Raw genomic sequence first — 21,323 nt, 5'->3', positions numbered from 1 at the left:
GGCCGCTCCGCTGTTGTCCGCAGCGGCGGGGCGCCGGGCGTGCGCACCCCCGCCGGTCCGTGACCAGGAGGCCTCGACCACCATGAACGCCCAGCCGAACTCGGGACGCCCCACGACCCCCGCGACCCTCACCGAGCTCGAACAGGCCAGCCCCTTCGAGAACCGCCACATCGGCCCCGACGCCGCCGCGCAGGAGAAGATGCTGGCCCAGGTCGGGTACGCCTCGCTGGACGAGCTGGCCACCGCCGCCGTCCCCGAGGCCATCCGCTCGATCACCGCGCTCGACCTGCCCGCCGGGCGCAGCGAGGCCCAGGTCCTCGCCGAGCTGCGCGAGCTGGCCGGCCGCAACACCGTGCTCACGTCGATGATCGGCCTGGGCTACTACGGCACCTTCACCCCGCCGGTGATCCTGCGCAACGTCATGGAGAACCCGGCCTGGTACACCGCGTACACGCCGTACCAGCCGGAGATCTCGCAGGGCCGCCTGGAGGCGCTGCTCAACTTCCAGACCCTGGTCTCCGACCTGACCGGCCTGCCCACCTCCGGCTCCTCCCTGCTGGACGAGGGCACCGCGGCCGCCGAGGCGATGGCCCTGGCCCGCCGCGTCACCAAGGTCAAGGGCGGTGTCTTCCTGGTCGACGCCGAGACCCTGCCGCAGACCGTCGCGGTGATCAACACCCGCGCCGTGCCGACCGGCGTCGAGGTGGTCGTCGCCGACCTGTCCGAGGGCATCCCGGCCGAGATCGCCGAGCGCGGCGTCTTCGGCGTGCTGCTCCAGTACCCCGGCGCCACCGGCGTGGTCCGCGACCTCGCCCCGCTGATCGAGCAGGCCCACGGCCTGGGCGCGATCGTCGCCGTCGCCGCCGACCTGCTCGCCCTCACCCTGCTGAAGTCGCCGGCCGAGCTCGGTGCCGACATCGCCTGCGGCACCTCCCAGCGCTTCGGCGTGCCGATGGGCTTCGGCGGCCCGCACGCCGGCTACCTCGCGGTGCGCGCCGAGTACGCCCGCTCGCTGCCCGGCCGCCTGGTCGGTGTCTCGGTCGACGCCGACGGCAACCGCGCCTACCGGCTGGCCCTGCAGACCCGCGAGCAGCACATCCGCCGCGAGAAGGCCACCAGCAACATCTGCACCGCCCAGGTGCTGCTCGCCGTGATGGCCTCGATGTACGCCGTCTACCACGGCCCGGACGGCCTGGCCGACATCGCCCGCCGCACCCACCGCTACGCCGCCGCGCTCGCCGAGGGCCTGCGGGCCGGCGGCGTCGAGCTGCTGCACGGCGAGTTCTTCGACACCGTCACCGCGGTCGTCCCCGGCCGCGCCGCGGAGATCGCCGCCGCCGCCCGCGCCAACGGCATCAACGTCTTCCAGGACGGCGCGGACCGGATCTCGGTCTCCACCGACGAGACCACCACCCGCGAGCACCTGGCGGGCGTCTGGGCCGCGTTCGGCGTCGAGGGCGTCGAGGTCGCGGAGGGCGCCGACGCGCTGCCCGCCGCGCTGCTGCGCGAGGACGAGTACCTCACCCACCCGGTCTTCCACAGCCACCGCTCGGAGACCGCCATGCTGCGCTACCTGCGCCGCCTGTCGGACCGGGACTACGCGCTGGACCGCGGCATGATCCCGCTGGGCTCCTGCACCATGAAGCTCAACGCGACCACCGAGATGGAGTCGGTGACCTGGCCGGAGTTCGGCCAGCTGCACCCCTTCGCCCCGGTCGACCAGGCCGAGGGCTTCCTCACCCTGATCCGCGGTCTGGAGCGGCAGCTGGTCGAGGTGACCGGCTACGACGCCGTCTCCATCCAGCCGAACGCCGGTTCCCAGGGCGAGCTGGCCGGCCTGCTGGCCGTGCGCGCCTACCACCACGCCAACGGCGACACCCAGCGCGACGTCTGCCTCATCCCGTCCTCCGCGCACGGCACCAACGCCGCCTCCGCGGTGATGGCCGGCATGCGCGTGGTCGTGGTCAAGACCCTGGTCGACGGCGACGTCGACGTCGAGGACCTGAAGGCCAAGATCGAGCAGCACCGCGACAGCCTCGCCGTGCTGATGGTCACCTACCCGTCCACCCACGGCGTGTACGAGACCCAGATCACCGAGATCTGCGGCCTGGTGCACGAGGCCGGCGGCCAGGTGTACGTCGACGGCGCCAACCTGAACGCGCTGGTCGGCCTGGCCAAGCCGGGCAAGTTCGGCGCGGACGTCTCGCACCTGAACCTGCACAAGACCTTCTGCATCCCGCACGGCGGCGGCGGCCCGGGCGTCGGCCCGGTGGCGGTGCGCGAGCACCTCGCGCCGTACCTGCCCAACCACCCGCTCCAGGCGGAGGCCGGTCCGGCCACCGGTGTCGGCCCGATCTCGGCCGCCCCGTGGGGCTCGGCGGGCATCCTGCCGATCTCCTGGTCGTACGTCCGGCTGATGGGCGGCGAGGGCCTCAAGCGCGCCACCCAGGTCGCGGTGCTGAACGCCAACTACATCGCCAAGCGGCTGGCCCCGCACTTCCCGGTGCTCTACACCGGCCCCGGCGGCCTGGTGGCGCACGAGTGCATCATCGACCTGCGCCCGCTCACCAAGGACACCGGCGTGACGGTGGACGACATCGCCAAGCGCCTGATCGACTACGGCTTCCACGCGCCGACCATGTCGTTCCCGGTGGCCGGCACGCTGATGATCGAGCCGACCGAGTCCGAGGACCTCTACGAGATCGACCGCTTCTGCGACGCGATGATCGAGATCCGGGCCGAGATCGACAAGGTCGGTTCGGGCGAGTGGGCGGCGGAGGACAACCCGCTGCACAACGCCCCGCACACCGCGGCCGAGCTGGCCGGCGACTGGGCGCACGGCTACACCCGTCAGGAGGCGGTCTTCCCGGCCGGCGTGAACCCGGCGGACAAGTACTGGCCCCCGGTCAGCCGCATCGACGGCGCGTACGGCGACCGCAACCTGGTCTGCTCCTGCCCGCCGCTGGACGAGTACGGCGTCTGACACGCAGGGCGTCCGGCACCCGACCGGTGCACGGCACACGGCAGGGCCCCGGCGGATCCGTCCGCCGGGGCCCTGCCCGTCGCGCTCGTTCCCCTGCGGCGTCCCGGCGGCTCAGACCGCGCTCGCGGCCGGACGGCGCGGGGCGATCACCCGGCCGTCGGGCAGCAGTTCACCGGTGTCCTCGAACAGCAGGACGCCGTTGCAGAGCAGGCTCCACCCCTGCTCCGGGTGACAGGCCACCGGGACGGCGGCCTCGCGGTCCTCGGACTCGGCCGACGGGCACTCAGGACGGTGCTGGCACATACGCGTACCCTCGCTTCGCTCTGCGATCCTCCCCGTGACGCGGTGTCGCCGGTGGCCGGCGGGCGTCGCCGCGGTGGTCGGATTCTGTCCGGGCGCCGGGCCAGGTGTGGACCGGCGCTCATGTGGGTAGGACAGGAGGTCCTTCCACGCTGGTTCCCAGTGTCGGCATCCGGGGGCGCGAGCGCAGCGATTTCGTGACATGCGCCACAACCCCCGGGCAGAGATCACCCGTTCAGGTGGTCGGGGGCCGTCGGCGGCACCGGACGGGCCATCCGGCGGACGACCCGGAAGGGCCATGCCGGATGACCCGTCCGGATCGGCCGTCCGAGTGACGGTGGGTCGGGCGACGGGTCGCAGGACGGGTCGGGCGGGGGTTCCGCGGGCCGGCCCTCAGTGCGCCCCGGAGGCGAGCCGGGCGGAGTCCGTCGCGCCGAGCAGCAGCGGACGGGGGTCGATCGTGGTCCGGGCGACCGGCGTGCGGGCCAGCAGCGGCAGCAGTTCGACGGCCGGGTGGGCGCGGTGCGCGGTGACGCCCATCGGTGCCGGGGCCAGCGGGATCAGCAGGTCGGTGCCGGGGGCGCCGTCCGGGCTGTGCAGCCACAGGGCCGTCGCGTACTGACCGGGGAAGGTCAGCAGCCGCGGCTGGCAGCGGAACCGGGCGGACTGGGCGAGCTGCCAGGCCTCGCGCAGCGCCCGGAGCGTGGAGTCCAGGTACGGACCGGCGGTGAAGTGGGAGAAGGTGTGGCCCTCCGCCCCCTGCACCACTTCGGCGGCGGCGGCCACCTCGGTGCCGTCCTTGATGAGGAAGCGCCACCCCGTCCGCCGGGCGGCGGCGAGTTCGGCCCGCGGCCCCTCCAGGACGTGGACGGCTAGCGGGTGCGCGGGGAGGAGCGGCCCGGTCGGATGACGCAGCGCGGCGGCGGCGGGTTGGCGCAGCGCGGTCTCCGAGTCGAGCGCGGCGAGAACCGCGCGCAGGGCACTGGGCGGGGGCTGGGGGGTCTGCAGAGTCATGGCAAGGTCGCCTCTCCGTGCGAGATCGGCGTGCGAGTGCGGCATACCGGCATGGCTGGTGCGTCGGCGGTGACGGGACCTGGGCCTTGTCCGGTTGGGCAGGATCGCGGTGCCGGCGCGGCCGTTGTCGCCGGATCTCGCGGCGATGGGCGGTCGGGCCGTGGCGCAGTGCGAATTCTACTCGAACAGGTGCACAGGGTGACCTGTTTATCACAGGCGGTGGCGCCGGGCAAGTCGGCAGATGCGCTGAAACAGCATCAGTTTCCTTGCAATGCAAGCCAATCGAAGCTTTCGGGTATCGATCTTCGGGGTGGGCATGATGCTTGCACGGTCGGGGGCCGGCCGGCTCTTGAGGAGGAGACCATGGGCGAGAAGGTCGTGGCGACCCGGGCGGACCTTTCGGACCGGCAGATGTACCGGCGCAAGCTCCAGTCCTGCCTGGACGCGCTCGGCCGGATGCTGCGCGAGGACCGCTTCGACCGTCCCAAGGGCGTCCTGGGCGTGGAGATCGAGCTCAACCTCGCCGACGAGCAGGGCCTGCCGTTGCTGAACAACGCCCAGGTGCTCACCTCGATCGGCTCCGCCGACTTCCAGACCGAGCTCGGCCGCTTCAACATCGAGGTCAACATCGCGCCGCACCGGCTCTTCGGGCACGTCTTCGAGGAGCTGCGCGAGGAGCTCGACACCGGGCTGAAGTACGCCGACCGGCGGGCCGCCGAGGCCGGTGCGCGGATCGTGATGGTGGGCATCCTGCCGACCCTGGAGCTCGACCACACCGGGCTCGACGCGATGTCCCACAACCAGCGCTACAGCCTGCTCAGCGACCAGATCCTGGCCGCCCGCGGCGAGGACATCACGCTGGACATCGAGGGCGTCGAACACCTCCAGCTGGAGTCGATCACCATGGTGGCCGAGGCCGCCGCGACCTCGCTCCAGCTGCACCTCCAGGTGACGCCGCAGCGGTTCTCCTCGGTGTGGAACGCCGCCCAGGCGATCTGCGGGCCGCAGCTCGCGCTCGGCGCCAACTCGCCGTTCCTGTTCGGGCGGGAGCTGTGGCGGGAGACCCGGCCGGTGCTCTTCCAGCAGGCCTGTGACACCCGTTCGGCGGAGCTCAAGGCGCAGGGCGTGCGCCCGATCACCTGGTTCGGCGAGCGCTGGGTGGACTCGGCGTACGACCTGTTCGAGGAGAACCTGCGGTACTTCCCGGCGCTGCTGCCGATCTGCGACGACGAGGACCCGGCCAAGGTGCTGGCCTCCGGCGGTGTGCCGCGGCTGGCCGAGATGCGGCTGCACAACGGCACCATCTACCGCTGGAACCGGCCGGTCTACGACGTCAGCGGCGGGGTGCCGCACCTGCGGGTGGAGAACCGGGCGCTGCCCGCCGGGCCGACCGTGGCCGACACGCTCGCCAACGCGGCGTTCTACTACGGCGTGGTGCGGGTGCTGGCAGAGCAGCCCCGGCCGATCTGGACCAGGCTGCCGTTCGAGCGGGCCGACGAGAACTTCCAGCAGGCGGCCCGGTACGGCGTCGACGCGGTGTTCCAGTGGCCGCGGCAGGGCCGGGCCGGGCGCGGCGGCGGGCTGACCACCGTTTCCGCCGTCGACCTGGTGCTCAACGAACTGCTCCCGATGGCCTACCAGGGCCTGGACGCGTGGGGTGTGGAGCCGGCCGACCGGGACCGCTACCTCGGCATCATCGAGCAGCGCTGTCTGCGCCGCGTCAACGGGGCGTCCTGGCAGGTCGCGACCTTCCACCGGCTGCGCGAGCAGTACGGGATGGACCGGTCGGCCGCGCTGGCGGCGATGACCCGGCGGTACATGGAGCACATGCGCGGCGGCGAGCCGGTGCACACCTGGCCGGTGGGGTAGGACCCCCGGGCCCGCCGGGCGCGCTGTGGAAGGATGATCGCTCCGGTCCGCCGACGGCCGCCCGCCGGCGCCGGAGCGCCGTCCGTCCGCCGTCCGTCCGCCGCCCGTGCTGGAGCACCCCCGTGACGACCGTCCCGACCGTACCGGAGACCGCGAAGCCGACCCGCCGCCTGCTCGGGGCGGAGCTGCTGATCGTCCTCGGCCTCTCGCTCGGGGCGAGCGGCATCAGCGCGCTGATCAGCTTCACCGGCTCGCTCACCGAGACGGTGAAGCTGGGCCAGCAGGTGGCCACCCTGAACGGCTCGCGCGCCCCCGGCCGGCCCTGGCTGGACCTGGTCTGGCAGCTCTACTACATCGGCCGCGGACTGATGCCGGTCGCGCTCGTCGGCTACCTGCTGGTGCGCGAGGGCGCGGCGCTGCGGGTGCTCGGCTTCGACCTCCGGCGGAAGCTGTCCGACCTCGGCCGCGGCGCGGCCGTCGCGGCGGCGATCGGCGGCTCCGGGCTGGCGCTCTACCTGGTCTCGCAGGCGGCCGGCTACAACCTGACGGTCGCCCCGTCCGGGCTGCCGGACGTCTGGTGGCGGATCCCGGTGCTGCTGCTGTCGGCCTGGCAGAACGCGATCCTGGAGGAGGTCGTCGTCCTCGGCTACCTGCTGCGCCGGCTGGGGCAGCTGGGCTGGTCGTGGCCGGCGCAGCTGGTGGCGAGCTCGCTGCTGCGCGGCTCGTACCACCTGTACCAGGGGGTCGGCGGGCTGGTCGGCAACATGGTGATGGGCGCGGTGTTCTGCCTGCTGTACCGGCGGTGGGGGCGGGTGATGCCGCTGGTGGTGGCGCACGCGCTGATCGACACGGTGGCGTTCGTCGGGTACGCGCTGCTCGCCGGGCACGTCAGCTGGCTGCCCACCGGCTGATCCGGGGCAGCGGCCCTGGGCGCGGCGGGCCGGACAGCAGCCGGTCGACGTGGTGGCGTTCGAGGCCCGGGCCGGGGTCGATCGTCAGCAGCAGGCGGTCGCGGCGCCAGAGCGCGTTGCGGACCAGCCGGGGCGGGATGACGTCGTCGACCCAGGCGAACGGGCGGCCGGCCGCGTACCGCAGCAGGGGCGCCCACTTGCGGGCGGAGAGCAGTTCCATCAGCGGCACGCGCGGGTCGCCGGGCTGCGGGACGTAGCCGGTGAAGCGGACGAAGGGCAGCTCGGGCAGGCCGATCGCCGGGGCGATGTGGCTGTTGGCGTGCTCCTCCCACGTCGTGGCCCACACGAGTTCGTAGGTGTGGGCGAGCTCGCGCAGCCAGGCGCCGTGCCGGGCGGAGAGCAGCACGGTGTAGCCGAACAGGGTGTGGGCGTCGAAGTCGGCCTCGGGGGCGGGGCAGACCGGGTTGAGCACGCCGTCCACGTCCAGGAACAGCAGTGGCTTGGGCATCGGGTGTCCCCCTGGTCTCATCCGTCGTCACCTGCTCGGACGTGCCGCGCCCTCCGGCGGTTTCCCGCCGGAGGGCGCACACAGGGGCGCACGGGGTGCGTGCGGGCGGTGTCAGCCGGTGCCGGTCGGGGTGGGGAGCGCGTCGGCGGAGGGCTCCGGGTCGGGGGCGGGCCGGCGCCGGGAGAGCCGGCGGACCTCCGGCTCCAGCAGCACGGCGGCGCTGAGCACCAGCGAGATCGCCGCGCAGGACCAGAGCGCGCCGGACAGGCCGAGCCGGTCGGCGACCGGGCCGGCGAGCGCGGTGCCGAGCGGTGCCAGCGAGAGCGAGCCCAGCTCGTCGTAGGCGGTGACCCGGGAGAACGCCTCCGGCGGGATCTCCTGCTGCAGCGCGATCATCCAGTTGACGCCGAAGACGGTGACGCCGACGCCGGAGAGGAACATCGCCGCCCAGAGCACCGGCAGCGGCGCGGACGCCGCCAGGGCGGTCGCCGGCACGCCGAACAGGAAGACGCCCCAGTTGCCGACCAGCAGGATCCGGCGCGGCTGCCAGCGGGCCATCAGCAGGCCGGTGACGACCAGGCCGACGCCGTAGGCCGCCATGGCCAGGCCCCAGTCGCGGGCGCCGCCGAGCCGCTCCTTGGCGACGGCCGGCCCGTACACCGCCTCGACCGCGCCGACGCAGGCGACCAGCACCGAGAACTGGAGGACGATCACCCAGAGCCAGCGGCGGGAGGAGAACTCCCGCCAGCCCTCGCGCAGGTCGCGGAGCATGCCGCCGCCCTCGGCGGGGGCGGTCGGGGCCTGCGGTTCCAGCAGGAAGCGCAGCGCGGCGGCGGCCAGGAAGCAGACGGCGTCCAGGGCGAGCACCCAGCCCGCGCCGACCGCGGCGGTCAGCGCGCCGCCGAGCGCGGCGCCGCCGATCTGCGAGCCGTTGAAGCCCATCCGGTACACCGAGAAGGCCCGGGCGGCGTGCTCGGGGGCGACGCTCTCCAGGATCATGCCGCCGGCGGCGGGGGAGTAGAACGCGTAGCCGGCGCCGGCGCCGGCCGAGAGCAGCATCAGCTGCCAGAGGGTGGGGTCGCCGGTCAGCACCAGCAGGGCGAGGGCACCCTGGGAGACGGCGCTGAACAGGTTGGCGGCGACCATGACGTGGTGGCGCGGCAGGCGGTCGGCGAGGGCGCCGCCGAGCACCAGCAGCAGGACGGTCGGCAGCAGCCGGGCGGCGGTGACGTAGCCGATGTCGCCGGTGGAGCCGCCGCCGTCCAGGATGGCGAAGGCGGTGGCGATCGGGGCGCCCGCGTTGCCGAGGCCGCTGACCACGGTGGCGGCGGTCTGGATCCGGAAGTTGCGGCTCGCCCAGGCGAGCCGGGCGGTGAGCGGAGGGGAGGGTTGGCTCTGCACCCCGTGACTATGCCGGGGCGGATCGTCCGTGTCCATCCGATATTCGGGCCGCCGGCGGACGGCCGTGGGCGTCAGCCGAGGTGGCCCCAGAGGAAGGTCAGGGTGCGCCGCCAGGCGATCTCGGCCTGCAGCGGGTCGTAGCCGCCGAGCAGGTTCTCCTCGTTCATGAAGGCGTGTCCGGCCGGGTAGAAGTGGATCTCCGGACGGACGTCGGTGGCCTCGCCGATCCGGATCGCGGCTTCGTCCACGGCGGCCATCGGGATCGAGCGGTCGTGCTCGCCGAAGTGGCCGAGCACATGGGCGGTCAGGCCCCGGTACTCGAAGTCCGGGTCGGGCGGCAGGCCGTAGAAGGGGACCGCCGCGGCCACCCGGTCGCCCTCGGCGGCGGCCAGCAGCAGGGCGAAGCCGCCGCCCATGCAGAAGCCGACCACGCCGACGGCGTCGCCGACCACACCCTCCAGGCCGAGCAGCAGGTCGACCGCGCCGCGCAGGTCCCGCACCGCCCGCTCGACCGGCAGCGCGCGCGTGAGCCGGGCCGCCTCGGCGCTGTCGTGGGTGGTCGCGCCGCCGAAGAGGTCCGGCGCGAGGACGGTGAAGCCCTCGGCGGCGAACCGGTCGGCCACGCCGGCCAGGTACGGGGTGAGGCCCCACCACTCCTGGACCACCACCAGACCGGGACCGACGCCCTGCGGCGGGCGGGCCAGGTAGCCGTGGGCCTCGCGGCCGTTGCTCGGGAAGGTCACGTTCTGCCGGGAGCCGCCCTGGTCAGGCATGGCTTCCTCTCGGGGGACGGGCCGCCGGGCGCGGCGGCGGGTCGGGGGCCGGGGGTTCGGGAGGTCCGGTGGTCCGGGGCCGGGGGTTCGCGAGGTCCGGTGGTCCGGGGCCGGCGCGGGCTCAGCCCATCTCCTCCAGGGCCCGGCCCTTGGTCTCCTTGATGCAGAAGGCCACGAAGGGGATGGAGAGCAGCGCGAAGACCGCGTAGATGACGTAGGTCGCCGACAGGTTCCAGTCGGCGAGATCGGGGAAGCTGACGGTGATCGCCCAGTTGGCGATCCACTGGGCGGAGGCGGCGACGGACAGGGCGAGCGCGCGGATCCGGTTCGGGAACATCTCGCCGAGCAGCACCCAGACCACGACGCCCCAGGAGAAGGCGAAGCAGAACACGAAGACGTGTGCGGCGACCAGCGCGACCACCGCGTGGGTGTTGTCCAGGGTCGCGGTGTCGCCGGTGCCCTCCCGGTAGGAGAACGCCCAGGCGGCGGTGCCCAGCGCGGCGGCCATGCCGATCGAGCCGGCCAGCGCGAGCGGCTTGCGGCCGATCCGGTCGACCAGGGCCATCGCGACCACCGTGCCGATCACGTTGATGATCGAGGTGGAGAGGCTGATCAGCAGCGAGTTGGACTCGTTGATGCCGACCGACTGCCACAGGAAGGAGGAGTAGTAGAAGATCACGTTGATGCCGACGAACTGCTGGAACACCGAGGCACCGATGCCGACCCAGACGATCGGCAGCAGACCGAACCGGCCGTCCAGCAGGTCCTTGAGCCGCGGCTTGCGGGCGGACTCCAGCACCGCGCGGATCTCGGCCACCCGGGCGTCGAGGTCGACGTCCTGGCCCTCGACCTCCAGCAGCACCCGGCGGGCCTGCTCCTCCCGGTGGTCGGCGATCAGGTAGCGCGGCGACTCCGGGATCGCCAGCGCCATCAGCCCGTAGACGAGCGCCGGGATCGCCTCGACCCCGAGCATCCACTGCCAGGCCTGGATGCCGCCGAGGTGGCCGGTGGACTCGCCACCGGCGGCCTGGTTGAGCGCGTAGTTGGCGAGCTGGGAGACGGTGATGCCGAGCACGATCGCCATCTGCTGGAACGAGGCCAGCCGGCCCCGGTAGGCGGTCGGGGCGACCTCGGCGATGTAGGTCGGGGCGATCACCGAGGCGATGCCGATCGCCACGCCGCCGACCACCCGCCAGGTGGCCAGCACCTCGATGTTCGGCGGGAACATCGAGCCGATGCCGCTGGCCGCGAAGAGGACCGCGGCCAGCAGCATGGTGCGCACCCGGCCGAGGTGATCGGCCAGCCGCCCGGCCGCCACCGCGCCGGCGGCCGAGCCGAGCAGCGCGATGGCCACCACGAACGCGGTCGTGCCGTGGCCCACCTGGAAGTGCTTCTGGATGCCGGTGACCGCGCCGTTGATCACCGCGCTGTCGTAGCCGAACAGGAAGCCGCCCATCGCGGCGGCGGCGGAGATGAACACGACGTGCCCGAGATGCGCCTCGCCGGAAGCCGGATGGGTGTGGGTCCTGGACACGCGCGCTCCCCGGGGTCGACGGTCCCGTCCGCACGGCCGGGCGGGCAGGGTTCGTCTCACATTCGATCAGCGCCGCGGGGCGCGCGTCGCGGTGGCTGAGCCGAACGGGTGACGGGGCGTCAGGTGGAGGAGCGGTCCCCCGGCGCGGGGGATGCGGTGCGCGCCGTACGGCGCGCGTTGCGGCGCAGCAGCTGGGTGCGGGCGCCGGCGTCCAGTGGGCGGGCGCGCTCGGCGAGCCGCTCGGCCAGGGCGTACTGCTCGGCGACCGGCTTCTTGTCGTCGTACTTGAACTTGGCGCGCACCTCGTGGACCGTCAGCCGCAACCCGGTCAGGCCGGGGAGCAGCCGGCCGAGCTCGCCCTCGCCCGGGGCCACCCGGAACCCGGGGCTCTCCGGCTGGAAGTGGGCCAGCTGGCGGTTGAGGATCTCGGCCTTGCCGGCCGCGTCCTCGACGAGGGCGGCGGTGGCGTGGAACTGCACGGAGGCGTAGAGGCTGGTCGGGGTGCCGGGCGCGGCGCGCCAGTGGCCGGGGGCGTAGGCGTAGTCGTCGGTGACCGCGAGGGTGACCTCCGGGTCCGCCCGGACGGCGGACAGCAGTGGGTTGGGCGCGGCCAGGTGGACCAGGATCTCGCCGCGGTCGGCGTCCAGCAGGAAGTGGGTGGGGACGAGCACGGGGCCGCGGCCCGGCCCGCCGTTGGCGGCGAGCAGGCCGAAGTCGCGGCCCTCGGCGAGCCAGGCGCGCCACTCGTCGTCCTCGCCGCGGTCCCAGGGGCGGATCAGCATCGGGGCCTCCGGTCAGGCGTCGGGCGCGGCGGTGAGCGTGGCGAGTGCGGCGAGGTTGGCGGGCAGCGGTACGGCGGTGGAGGCGTCCGGCACGGGCGTGCCGTAGCCGGTGGTGACCGGGACGACGCCGGCCCAGTGCGGCAGGGCGAGGTCCTCGGGGTCGTCGTGGGCGAGGTCGGCCCTGGTCTTGGCGGAGACCTCGTCGAGCTCCAGGCGGATCACCGCGGTGGCGGCCAGTTCCTTGGCGTTGGCCGGGCGCACCTCGGCGGAGCGGCCCGGGAGCACCTGGTCGACCAGCGCGTCCAGCGCGACCGTCAGCTCCTCGGGGTCGGTGACCTGGTGCGCGGTGCCGTGGGCCACCACCGAGCGGAAGTTGAGCGAGTGGTTGAACGCCGACCTGGTCAGCACCAGGGCGTCGACCAGGGTGACGGTGACGCAGACCGGCAGCCCCTGCTCGCCCTTGGCCCCGCGCAGCGGCCGGCTGCCGGTGGAGCCGTGCACGTAGAGGCGGTCGCCGACCCGGGCGTGGATGGTGGGCAGCACCACCGGCGCCCCGTCGGCGACGAAGCCGAGGTGGCAGAGGTACGTGGCGTCCAGGATCGCGTGGATCGCCTCGCGCTCCCAGCTGGCGCGGTCCTTGTAGCGGGTGGGAGTGGTGCGCGGGGTTCGCGGGTAGGACGTGCCACCGTTCGGCGTGGTCGACATGACAACCTCTATGTACTAGTGCATAATCTATTTTGTGCTAGGAGAGTATCGGATCACCGGACGGCGTGCCAGCGATATCGCGGCCGAGGTCGAGCGGGGCGTCAGCACCGGCCACCTCGCCCCCGGGACACCGCTGCCGCCGCTGCGCGACCTCGCCGCCGAGCTCGGCGTCAACCCCAACACGGTGGCCGCCGCCTACCGGCTGCTGCGCGATCGCGGTGTGATCGAGACCGCCGGCCGCAAGGGCAGCCGGATCCGTCCGCGCCCCGCCCACACCCCGCGCGACCAGCTGCGCCTGCCCGTCCCGGCGCACGCCCGCGACCTCTCCGACGGCAACCCCGACCCGGCGCTGCTGCCCGACCTCACCGCCGCCCTCGCGTCCGCCGCCGAGGCCGCCCGCCGCGCTCCGGTCCGCTACGGCGACCCGGCCGCCGACCCGGAGCTGCTCGCCCTGGCCGGCGCGGCCTTCGCCGCCGACGGCCTGCCGTCCGGGCCGCTCGCCGTCGCCTCCGGCGCGCTGGACACCATCGAGCGGATCCTGGTCACCCGGCTGCGCCAAGGTGATGCCGTCGCCGTCGAGGACCCGGGCTGGGGCAGCCTGCTCGACCTGCTGGCGGCGCTCGGCCTGCGCACCCTGCCGGTGGGGCTCGACGACGCGGGCCCGCTGCCCGGCTCGCTCGCCGAGGCGCTGGAGGCCGGCGCGCGGGCGGTGGTCGTCACCAGCCGGGCGCAGAACCCGACCGGCGCCGCCCTCACCGCCGGGCGGGCCGCGGAGCTGCGCGCGGTGCTGGCCGGCCGTCCGGACGTGCTGTTGATCGAGGACGACCACGGCCAGGGCATCGTCGACCAGCCCTACCACCCGCTGGCCGGCGCGGGGTCGGCGCACTGGGCGGTGGTGCGCTCGGCGGCCAAGGCGTACGGGCCGGACCTGCGGCTCTCGGTCGCGGTCGGGGACGCGGACACCGTCGGGCGGCTGCTCGGACGCCAGCGGCTGGGGACCGGCTGGGTCAGCCATCTGCTCCAGCACACGGTGGCCGAGCTGTGGCGCGCCGACGCGGCGCCGGCCGCCCGGGTGGCCGCCGCCTACCGGGCGCGCCGGGAGGCGCTGATCGGCGCGCTGGCCGAGCGGGGGATCGCGGCGCACGGGGCGAGCGGGCTGAACGTCTGGGTGCCGGTGCCGGACGAGGCCGTCGCGCTCGCCGCGCTGGTCCAGCGCGGCTGGGTCGCGGCGCCCGGCGCGCGCTTCCGGCTGCAGTCGCCGCCCGGGCTGCGGATCACCGTCGCGCGGCTCGACCCGGCGGACGCCCGGCGGCTGGCCGACGACCTGGCGGCGGTGCTGGGCGGGGCGGACGGGACCGCCGGGCCCGGCGCGGACGGCACGGTGTCGCGGCCGGTCTGACCAGGGACGTCGACGGCCGGCCGCCCTCCCGGCGCGGTCGCGTCGAGGGCGGCCGGCCGGGGCGGGTCAGCCCTTGGCGAGCAGCGCCTGGGCGTGCTCCCTGACCTGGTCCTTCGACAGGTAGGCGTCGGTGTACTCGAAGTCGCGCAGCCGGGCGGGCTGCCGGGCGAGGAAGCCGGTCCGCACGAAGTCGTCCCCGGCGGTCGCGTTGAGCATCCAGCCGGCGCCGACCCGGAACTTCGCCACATTGGTGCGCATCGCCATCAGGTGGTAGCCGCGCGCCACCAGCTGGGCCGGCACACCGCGCAGCTCCACCCCGACCGGCTTGGAGACGGCGTCCTTGCCGCCGAGGTCCACGACCAGGCCCAGGTCCTTGTGGTAGTACGGCTCCAGCGGCTGGTTGCGCAGCGCCGCGATCACGTTGTTGGCCACCGCCCGGCCCTGGCGGGCCGAGTGCTGGGCGGTCGGCGGGCAGACCGCGCCGTCGCCCTTGGCGAGGTCCGGCACGGCGGCGGCGTCGCCGAGCGCGAAGACGCCCTCGTACTGCGGTACCCGCATCTCCGCCGTCACCGCGATCCGCCCGCGCACCGTCTCGGCGTCCAGGGTGGCGATCAGCGGGCTGGCCGCGACGCCGGCCGTCCAGATCAGCGTCCGGCAGGGCAGCACCCGGCCGTCGGTGAACTTGACCGACTCGGCGCCGACCTCGGCCACCGAGACGCCCAGCGACACCTCGATGCCCCGCTCGCGCAGCACCTCCAGGGCGGCGGTGCCGAGGGTGTCGCCCAGCTCGGGCATCAGCTTCGGCGCGATGTCGATCAGGTGCCACTTGATCTGCCGGGCGTCCAGCCGCGGGTAGCGCTGGGTGGCCGCGGTGGTGAGCCGCTGCAGGCAGGCGGCGGTCTCGGTGCCGGCGTAGCCGCCGCCGACCACCACGAACTGCAGCCGGGACTCGCGCTCCTTCTGGTCCGGGGAGGCCGAGGCGAGGTCCAGCTGGGCGATCACGTGGTCGCGGACGTAGGCCGCCTCGGCGAGCGTCTTCATGCCGCGCGCGTAGTCGGTCAGGCCGGGGATGTCGAAGGTGCGGGTGACGCTGCCGGGGGCCAGCACCAGGTAGTCGTACCGCTGCGCCACCACCTCGTCGGTGATCTTGCGGACCACGCAGACCTTGGAGGCCGGGTCCACGCCGATCGCGCCGCCGGGGACGATGTGGGTGCGCCGCAGCGAGCGGCGCAGCGAGACGGCCACCGACTGGGGGGTGAGCACACCGGCCGCCACGTGCGGCAGCAGCGGCAGATAGAGCTGGTAGCTGAACGGGGTGACCAGGGAGATCTCCGCCTCCGCGGGGGAGAGCTTGCGTTCCAGCCGGCGCGCGCACTCCAGTCCGGCGAAGCCGCCGCCCACGATCAGGATCCGGGCTCGTTCCATCGTGCGTCCCTCACAGTGCAGGTCGGTACCGCACGGCGCGGCACAGTGCTGCCGGCCGTGGTGGTCGGGTGCCCCGATTACTGTCCGCCACACTCGCACGGAGCAGCCGGGGCTGCCACCGGGAGGACCCGGGCGGGCGAGCACGCCGAGGGACACCCGCCCCGTGCATATGCCCGCTAGGCTGTCCGCCGTGCTCCCCGAGGTGACGGCGGTCCGTTATGTGACGCCACTGCGAGAAGGCGGCTCGATGCCGGGCCTGGTCGAGGCCGATGACCGGCGGCTCTACGCCCTGAAGTGGGTCGGTGCCGCCCAGGGCCGCAAGGCGCTGGTCGCGGAGGTGCTGGCCGGTGAACTCGGCCGGCGGCTCGGCCTGCCGGTGCCCGAGCTGGTGACCGTCGACCTGGACCCGGTGCTGGCCCGCAGCGAGCCGGACCCGCAGATCCAGGACCAGATGCGGGCCAGCGGCGGGCTCAACCTGGGCATGGCCTTCGTCAGCGGCGCGCTCAACTTCGACCCGCTCTGCTTCGACGTGGACGCCGGGCTGGCCGGGCAGGTGCTCTGGTTCGACGCGCTGATCGGCAACGTCGACCGCTCCTGGCGCAACCCCAACCTGCTGGTCGCCACCGGCGGCCTGCGGCTGATCGACCACGGCGCGAGCCTGATCTTCCACCACCACTGGGCGGGCGCCGCCGGCTGGATCCGCCGTCCGTACGACGCCTCCGACCACGCGCTGCTGGGCGCGGAGCCGGACCTGCTCGCGGCCGACAAGGCGCTCGCCCCGCTGGCCGAGGCGGCGATCGAGGAGGCGGTGGCGCAGATCCCGGACGTCTGGCTGGCGGACGAGCCCGGCTTCGACTCGCCCGAGGCGGTGCGCGCGGCGTACCGGGCCCAGTTGACCGCGCGACTGGCCGGTCCGCGCGACTGGCTCCCGGAGGTGTCCGCATGACCGACTTCCGTCTGTCCGACCCGTTCGGCCACGGTCTGTCCGAGTCGCGGCTCGCCGACCCGGCGGCGGCCGATCCGGCGCCGCCGGTCCGGGCCGAGCTGCACGACTACGAGTACGCGGTGATCCGGGCGGTGCCCCGGGTGGAGCGCGGCGAGTGCGTCAACGTGGGCGTGCTGCTGTACTGCCGGCAGAGCTCCCACCTGGCCGCGCGGACCCACCTGGACCAGGCGCGGCTGCTGGCGCTGGACCCGGTCGCCGACGTGTCCGCGGTGCGGCGGGCGCTGCAGGGGATCGAGGCGGTCTGCGCGGGCGGGCCGCAGGCGGGCCCGGCCGCGGCGGACAGCCCGGGGCAGCGGTTCCGCTGGCTCACCGCCCCGCGCAGCGCGGTGGTGCAGCCGGGGCCGGTGCACACCGGACTGACCGCCGATCCGGAGACGGAGCTGCGGCGGCTGTTCGACCAGCTGGTGCTCTGAGCGCGCCGGTTCCCGGGTCCGGCGGTTCGGCCGCCGGACCCTTGCCGTGCTCAAATCTTGAGTTACTGAAGCAGTCGGTCGTAGGCTGACCTCATGGGTTCGACGACGACCACGACCGTACCGACCAACGCCGAGCTGATGGAGGCGCTGGCCGCCGTCGGCGGTGCGTACTTCCAGGACTTCGCGGCCGCCGCGGCCCGGCACGGTCTCTCCTCCTCGCAGGCCAAGGCGCTCGGCGCCGTCCAGGAGCCGGTGCCGATGCGCGCGCTGGCCGGGCGGCTCGGCTGTGACGCCTCCAACGTGACCGGCATCGTCGACCGGCTGGAGGCGCTGGGCCTGGCCCGCCGGGAGGCCTCGGCGGGCGACCGACGGGTCAAGATCGTGGTCATCAGCGAGCAGGGCCGGGAGATCCTGGCGCGGATCCGCGGCGAGATGGGCCGCACCCACCAGGCCTTCGAGAGCCTCAGCGGCGAGCAGCGCGCGGCGCTGCACTCGATCTGCCTCCACGTCCTCCCGGTGCTCAGCGGACGCCAGTAGGCCCGGCGCGATCGTCGGGGTCGTCCGCCGTCGCGAGGGCGGGTGGCAGCGGGGTGTGGTGCAGCAGGGTGAGGCGTCGGGTGGCGCGGGTGAGGGCGACGTAGAGGTCCGCGGCGCCCTGGGCGAGCAGGCCGGCCGGGTCGACCAGGACGACCGCGTCGTACTCCAGGCCCTTGGCCTCCCGGACGGTCAGCGCCCCCAGGGCGGTGGCGACGGCGTCCGGGGCGATCACCCCGAGGGTGCCGGGGCCGGCGGGCAGCGCGGCCAGGGCGGCGGCGTAGTCGCCGTCCGGAACGGGGACCGGGCGCGGGCGTTCGGAGGTCTGCCGGACGGCCTCCGGCGGTTCCTGGCCGGGGGAATGGGCGCGCAGCACCGCCGCCGCCGGTGCCATGATCGCGGCCGGCGTCCGGTAGTTGACGGTGAGCCGCTCCTCGCGCCAGCGGCCCGGCAGTTCGCGGTCCAGCATCTCGGCCCAGGACGAGCGGGCCCCGGCCGGCGAACCGGTCTGGGCGAGGTCGCCGACGATGGTCAGCGAGCGGGTCGGCACCCGGCGCAGCACGGCGCGCCAGGCCATCGCGGACAGCTCCTGCGCCTCGTCGACCACCACGTGTCCGTACGCCCACTCGCGGTCGGCGGCGGCGCGCTCGGCGGTGGTGCGCTCCGGGCCGGTGTCGCGGAAGCGCTCGGCGAGCAGCCCGGCGTCCAGGGTGGCGTCCTCCCGCTGGCCGGTGACGGTGAGCACGCCCTCGGCGTAGGCCAGTTCCTCGTCCAGCGCCCGTGCGGCGGCGCGGGAGCGGGCCCGGGTCGCGGCGCCGTCCTCGCCGAGGAGTTCGGCCGCCTCGTCGAGCAGCGGGACGTCCCCGATGGTCCACGGCGCGCCGGCCGGGCGCAGCACCGCGGCGCGCTGTGCGGGGGAGAGGCCGGGGGCCGCGGCGGCCAGCAGGGCGGGGTCGGAGAACAGCCGGTCGACGAGTCGATGCGGTGTCAGAACCGGCCACAGGGAGTCGAGTTCGGCGCGGATCCCGGGCTGCTCCCAGAGCTCGCGCGGGGCGTGGCGGGCCTCCTCCTCGTCGTACGGGCGGCCGAGGGAGAGCGCCTGCGCCACCGCGAGGGCGTCCAGCAGGGTGCGCAGGAAGAACCCGCGGGCCCGGTTGTGCGGCAGCCGCAGTCCGCGCGCGGCCGTCCTGGCCTCGGCGCAGACCCGGTGGGGCAGGCGCAGGTGCGCGCCGAGCAGCAGGTCGCCCGCGGGCAGCCGCTGGTGGGCCTCGACGGCGCGCCGCACCGCGTCCGCCATCCACGGCCCGCCCTTGACCACCGCGGCGGCCGGCCCGTCCTCGACGGTGGCCCGGACGCCGGGGAACAGCTCGCCGACGGTGCACAGCACCACCTCGGTCTCGCCGAGCGCGGGCAGCACCTGGTCGATGTAGCGCAGGAACGCCGGGTTGGGGCCGAGCACCAGGACGCCGCGCCGCTCCAGCACCGCGCGGTGGGTGTAGAGCAGATAGGCGGCGCGGTGCAGGGCGGTGACCGTCTTCCCGGTGCCGGGGCCGCCCTGGACGACCAGGGCGCCGGGCAGCGGGGCGCGGATCACCCGGTCCTGCTCGGCCTGGATGGTGGCGACCACGGTGGCCATCCGGCCGGTGCGCTCGCGGTCGAGGGCGGCCAGCAGCGCCGCCTCGCCGACCAGGCCGCGCCGGCCGTCCTCGTCCAGGCCGGCCAGGTCGAGCGCCTCGTCGTCCAGGCCGGTCAGGGTGCGGCCGCTGGTGTGCAGGTGGCGGCGGCGGACCAGATCGCCCGGGTCGGCCGGGGTGGCGGTGTAGAACGGGCGGGCGGCGGGGGCGCGCCAGTCGATCAGTACCGGCTCGAAGGACTCGTCCAGCTCGTCGGTGAGGCCGATCCGGCCGATGGAGCGGACGGTGCCGTCGCGGTGGTCCAGACGGCCGAAGCACAGGCCGCGTTCGACGGCCTCCAGCCGGGCGGCGCGGCGGGCGGCCTCGGCGGCGCGCAGCTCGCGCTCCAGCCGGGCCTGGTGGGTGCCGCCCGGGCCGACGTCGCGGCCGGCCGCCGCGAGGGTCCGGCGGGCGCGCTCGCGGGCGGCGTCCAGATGGGCGTAGAGGCCGGTCAGCCGGGCCTGTTCGGTGCGCAGCGCCTCGGCGAGGAGGGCGTCCGTTCCGGTCGGAGGAGGGGGAACCGCTGGAGATCCGTTCACGGGTGTGGTATCCTTGCGGTGAGGAGTTTATGGGACGCTTTGTGATGATGGCTCAAGTGCCCCAGCCTACCCGAGCCCGGGCCGTTCCGGCTGACCTCGGCTGTTAGGCTTGCGAAGCGTGAGCGCGAAGCCCCAGATCCCCAATGTCCTGGCCTCCCGGTACGCCTCGGCGACCCTGGCCCAGCTGTGGTCCCCCGAGCACAAGGTGGTGCTTGAGCGCCACCTCTGGCTCGCCGTCCTGAAGGCCCAGCAGGACCTCGGTGTCGAGGTGCCCGCCACCGCCGTCGCCGACTACGAGCGGGTGATCGACCAGGTCGACCTCGCCTCCATCGCCGCCCGCGAGCGGGTCACCCGGCACGACGTCAAGGCCCGGATCGAGGAGTTCAGCGACCTCGCCGGCCACGAGCAGATCCACAAGGGGATGACCTCCCGGGACCTGACCGAGAACGTCGAGCAGCTGCAGATCCGGCAGTCGCTGGAGCACGTGCGCGACCGCACCGTCGCCGTGCTGGTCCGGCTGGGCCGGATCTCCGCCGAGCACGCCGAGCTGGTCATGGCCGGCCGCTCGCACAACGTGGCCGCGCAGGCCACCACCCTGGGCAAGCGCTTCGCGTCGATCGCCGACGAGCTGCTGGTCGCCTTCCGCCGCCTGGAGGAGCTGATCGCCCGCTACCCGCTGCGCGGGATCAAGGGCCCGGTCGGCACCGCCCAGGACATGCTCGACCTGCTCGGCGGCGACACCGACAAGCTCGCCGAGCTGGAGCGCCGGGTCGCCGCGCACCTCGGCTTCGACAACGTGCTCACCAGCGTCGGCCAGGTCTACCCGCGCTCGCTGGACTTCGAGGTGCTGACCGCCCTCGTCCAGCTGGCCGCCGCGCCGTCCAGCCTGGCCAAGACCATCCGCCTGATGGCCGGCCACGAGCTGGTGACCGAGGGCTTCAAGGAGGGCCAGGTCGGCTCCTCGGCGATGCCGCACAAGATGAACACCCGCTCCTGCGAGCGCGTCAACGGCCTGGCCGTGATCCTGCGCGGCTACGCGTCGATGACCGGCGAGCTGGCCGGCGACCAGTGGAACGAGGGCGACGTCTCCTGCTCGGTGGTCCGCCGGGTCGCGCTGCCGGACGCCTTCTTCGCCTTCGACGGCCTGCTGGAGACCTTCCTGACCGTCCTCGACGAGTTCGGCGCCTTCCCGGCCGTGGTCGAGGCCGAGCTGGACCGCTACCTGCCGTTCCTGGCCACCACCAAGGTGCTGATGGGTGCGGTGCGCGCGGGCGTCGGCCGGGAGACCGGGCACGAGGTCATCAAGGAGCACGCCGTCGCCTCGGCGCTCGCGATGCGGGCCGGCGCCCGGGAGAACGAGCTGCTGGACCGGCTGGCGAACGACGAGCGGATCCCGCTGGACCGGGCCGCGCTGGACGCGCTGCTGGCCGACCGGCTGTCCTTCACCGGTGCGGCCGGCGCGCAGGTCGCCGAGGTCGTCCGCCGGATCGAGGCCGTCGCGGCCGCGTACCCGGAGGCCGCCAAGTACGCGCCGGGCGACATCCTCTGACGGAT

The 21,323-nt window shown here is 74.3% G+C and carries 18 protein-coding genes; 8 read left to right on the top strand and 10 right to left on the bottom strand.

Annotated features, from left to right (window positions below; translation table 11 throughout):
• Positions 1-82: 82 nt before the first annotated feature.
• Positions 83-2,983, top strand: coding sequence for an aminomethyl-transferring glycine dehydrogenase (gene gcvP, locus ABZW10_RS23310; protein ID WP_355369001.1), 2,901 nt, complete (start codon positions 83-85; stop codon positions 2,981-2,983).
• Between the two features lie 111 nt (positions 2,984-3,094).
• On the opposite strand, the gene ABZW10_RS23305 is transcribed toward gcvP, so the two are convergent.
• Together ABZW10_RS23305 and ABZW10_RS23300 are read right to left on the bottom strand one after the other, a co-directional pair.
• Positions 3,095-3,286 (bottom strand): DUF5999 family protein, encoded by a 192-nt coding sequence (locus ABZW10_RS23305; RefSeq protein WP_266273201.1) that lies wholly within the window; start codon positions 3,284-3,286, stop codon positions 3,095-3,097.
• Positions 3,287-3,676: 390 nt separating this feature from the next.
• Positions 3,677-4,297: a hypothetical protein gene (locus ABZW10_RS23300; RefSeq protein WP_355368998.1), complete on the bottom strand. Its 621-nt coding sequence runs from the start codon at positions 4,295-4,297 to the stop codon at positions 3,677-3,679.
• A 363-nt stretch (positions 4,298-4,660) separates the two neighbouring features.
• Here ABZW10_RS23300 and ABZW10_RS23295 point away from each other — a divergent pair, with 363 nt between their 5' ends.
• Complete coding sequence (locus tag ABZW10_RS23295; RefSeq protein ID WP_355368996.1) at positions 4,661-6,166, top strand: glutamate--cysteine ligase; 1,506 nt, start codon at positions 4,661-4,663, stop codon at positions 6,164-6,166.
• A 122-nt stretch (positions 6,167-6,288) separates the two neighbouring features.
• A complete protein-coding gene (locus ABZW10_RS23290) occupies positions 6,289-7,077 on the top strand; it encodes a CPBP family intramembrane glutamic endopeptidase (RefSeq protein WP_355368994.1) in 789 nt (262 codons plus the stop codon).
• On the opposite strand, the gene ABZW10_RS23285 is transcribed toward ABZW10_RS23290, so the two are convergent.
• The 6 genes from ABZW10_RS23285 to ABZW10_RS23260 all read right to left on the bottom strand — a co-directional run bounded on the left by ABZW10_RS23285 (position 7,055) and on the right by ABZW10_RS23260 (position 12,780).
• On the bottom strand, positions 7,055-7,585 hold the full coding sequence (locus ABZW10_RS23285) for an HAD domain-containing protein (RefSeq protein WP_355368992.1): 531 nt from the start codon (positions 7,583-7,585) through the stop codon (positions 7,055-7,057). The genes ABZW10_RS23290 and ABZW10_RS23285 overlap by 23 nt on opposite strands.
• Before the next feature lie 111 nt (positions 7,586-7,696).
• Entirely contained in the window at positions 7,697-8,986 is a 1,290-nt protein-coding gene (locus ABZW10_RS23280; RefSeq protein ID WP_355368990.1) for an MFS transporter, read from the bottom strand.
• 71 nt (positions 8,987-9,057) lie between these two features.
• Positions 9,058-9,759 carry an alpha/beta fold hydrolase gene (locus tag ABZW10_RS23275; RefSeq protein WP_355368988.1) on the bottom strand — a complete coding sequence of 234 codons (702 nt, stop codon included), beginning with the start codon at positions 9,757-9,759 and terminating at the stop codon, positions 9,058-9,060.
• Between the two features lie 121 nt (positions 9,760-9,880).
• Positions 9,881-11,293, bottom strand: a complete 1,413-nt coding sequence (locus ABZW10_RS23270; RefSeq protein WP_355368986.1) for a sugar porter family MFS transporter — start codon at positions 11,291-11,293, stop codon at positions 9,881-9,883.
• Positions 11,294-11,412: 119 nt separating this feature from the next.
• Complete coding sequence (locus ABZW10_RS23265) at positions 11,413-12,075, bottom strand: FMN-binding negative transcriptional regulator (protein ID WP_355368984.1); 663 nt, start codon at positions 12,073-12,075, stop codon at positions 11,413-11,415.
• 12 nt (positions 12,076-12,087) lie between these two features.
• Entirely contained in the window at positions 12,088-12,780 is a 693-nt protein-coding gene (locus ABZW10_RS23260; protein WP_355368982.1) for a pyridoxamine 5'-phosphate oxidase family protein, read from the bottom strand.
• 34 nt (positions 12,781-12,814) lie between these two features.
• Between ABZW10_RS23260 and ABZW10_RS23255 the strand changes: the two genes are divergently transcribed.
• Positions 12,815-14,179, top strand: coding sequence for an aminotransferase class I/II-fold pyridoxal phosphate-dependent enzyme (locus tag ABZW10_RS23255; protein ID WP_355368980.1), 1,365 nt, complete (start codon positions 12,815-12,817; stop codon positions 14,177-14,179).
• 66 nt (positions 14,180-14,245) lie between these two features.
• Here ABZW10_RS23255 and ABZW10_RS23250 read toward each other — a convergent pair whose 3' ends face one another.
• Positions 14,246-15,604, bottom strand: coding sequence for an NAD(P)/FAD-dependent oxidoreductase (locus ABZW10_RS23250; protein ID WP_355368978.1), 1,359 nt, complete (start codon positions 15,602-15,604; stop codon positions 14,246-14,248).
• A 190-nt stretch (positions 15,605-15,794) separates the two neighbouring features.
• On the opposite strand from ABZW10_RS23250, the gene ABZW10_RS23245 reads away from it, so the two are divergent.
• The 3 genes from ABZW10_RS23245 (at position 15,795) to ABZW10_RS23235 (ending at position 17,560) form a co-directional block, all read left to right on the top strand.
• Positions 15,795-16,550, top strand: a complete 756-nt coding sequence (locus ABZW10_RS23245; RefSeq protein ID WP_355368976.1) for a HipA family kinase — start codon at positions 15,795-15,797, stop codon at positions 16,548-16,550.
• Positions 16,547-17,023: a DUF3037 domain-containing protein gene (locus ABZW10_RS23240; protein WP_355368974.1), complete on the top strand. Its 477-nt coding sequence runs from the start codon at positions 16,547-16,549 to the stop codon at positions 17,021-17,023. Before ABZW10_RS23245 ends, ABZW10_RS23240 begins: the two co-directional genes overlap by 4 nt.
• A 93-nt stretch (positions 17,024-17,116) precedes the next feature.
• A complete protein-coding gene (locus ABZW10_RS23235) occupies positions 17,117-17,560 on the top strand; it encodes a MarR family transcriptional regulator (protein ID WP_355368972.1) in 444 nt (147 codons plus the stop codon).
• Here the strand turns inward: ABZW10_RS23235 and ABZW10_RS23230 are convergent.
• Positions 17,544-19,769 carry an ATP-binding domain-containing protein gene (locus ABZW10_RS23230; protein ID WP_355368970.1) on the bottom strand — a complete coding sequence of 742 codons (2,226 nt, stop codon included), beginning with the start codon at positions 19,767-19,769 and terminating at the stop codon, positions 17,544-17,546. The genes ABZW10_RS23235 and ABZW10_RS23230 overlap by 17 nt on opposite strands.
• A gap of 118 nt (positions 19,770-19,887) precedes the next feature.
• Here ABZW10_RS23230 and purB point away from each other — a divergent pair, with 118 nt between their 5' ends.
• Positions 19,888-21,318, top strand: coding sequence for an adenylosuccinate lyase (gene purB / locus ABZW10_RS23225; RefSeq protein ID WP_355368968.1), 1,431 nt, complete (start codon positions 19,888-19,890; stop codon positions 21,316-21,318).
• Positions 21,319-21,323 lie beyond the last annotated feature (5 nt).

The organism is Kitasatospora sp. NPDC004723 (genome assembly GCF_040609255.1).
In the GTDB taxonomy this organism is placed as follows: Bacteria; Actinomycetota; Actinomycetes; order Streptomycetales; family Streptomycetaceae; genus Kitasatospora.
This window is presented reverse-complemented; position numbering and strand designations above follow the sequence as displayed.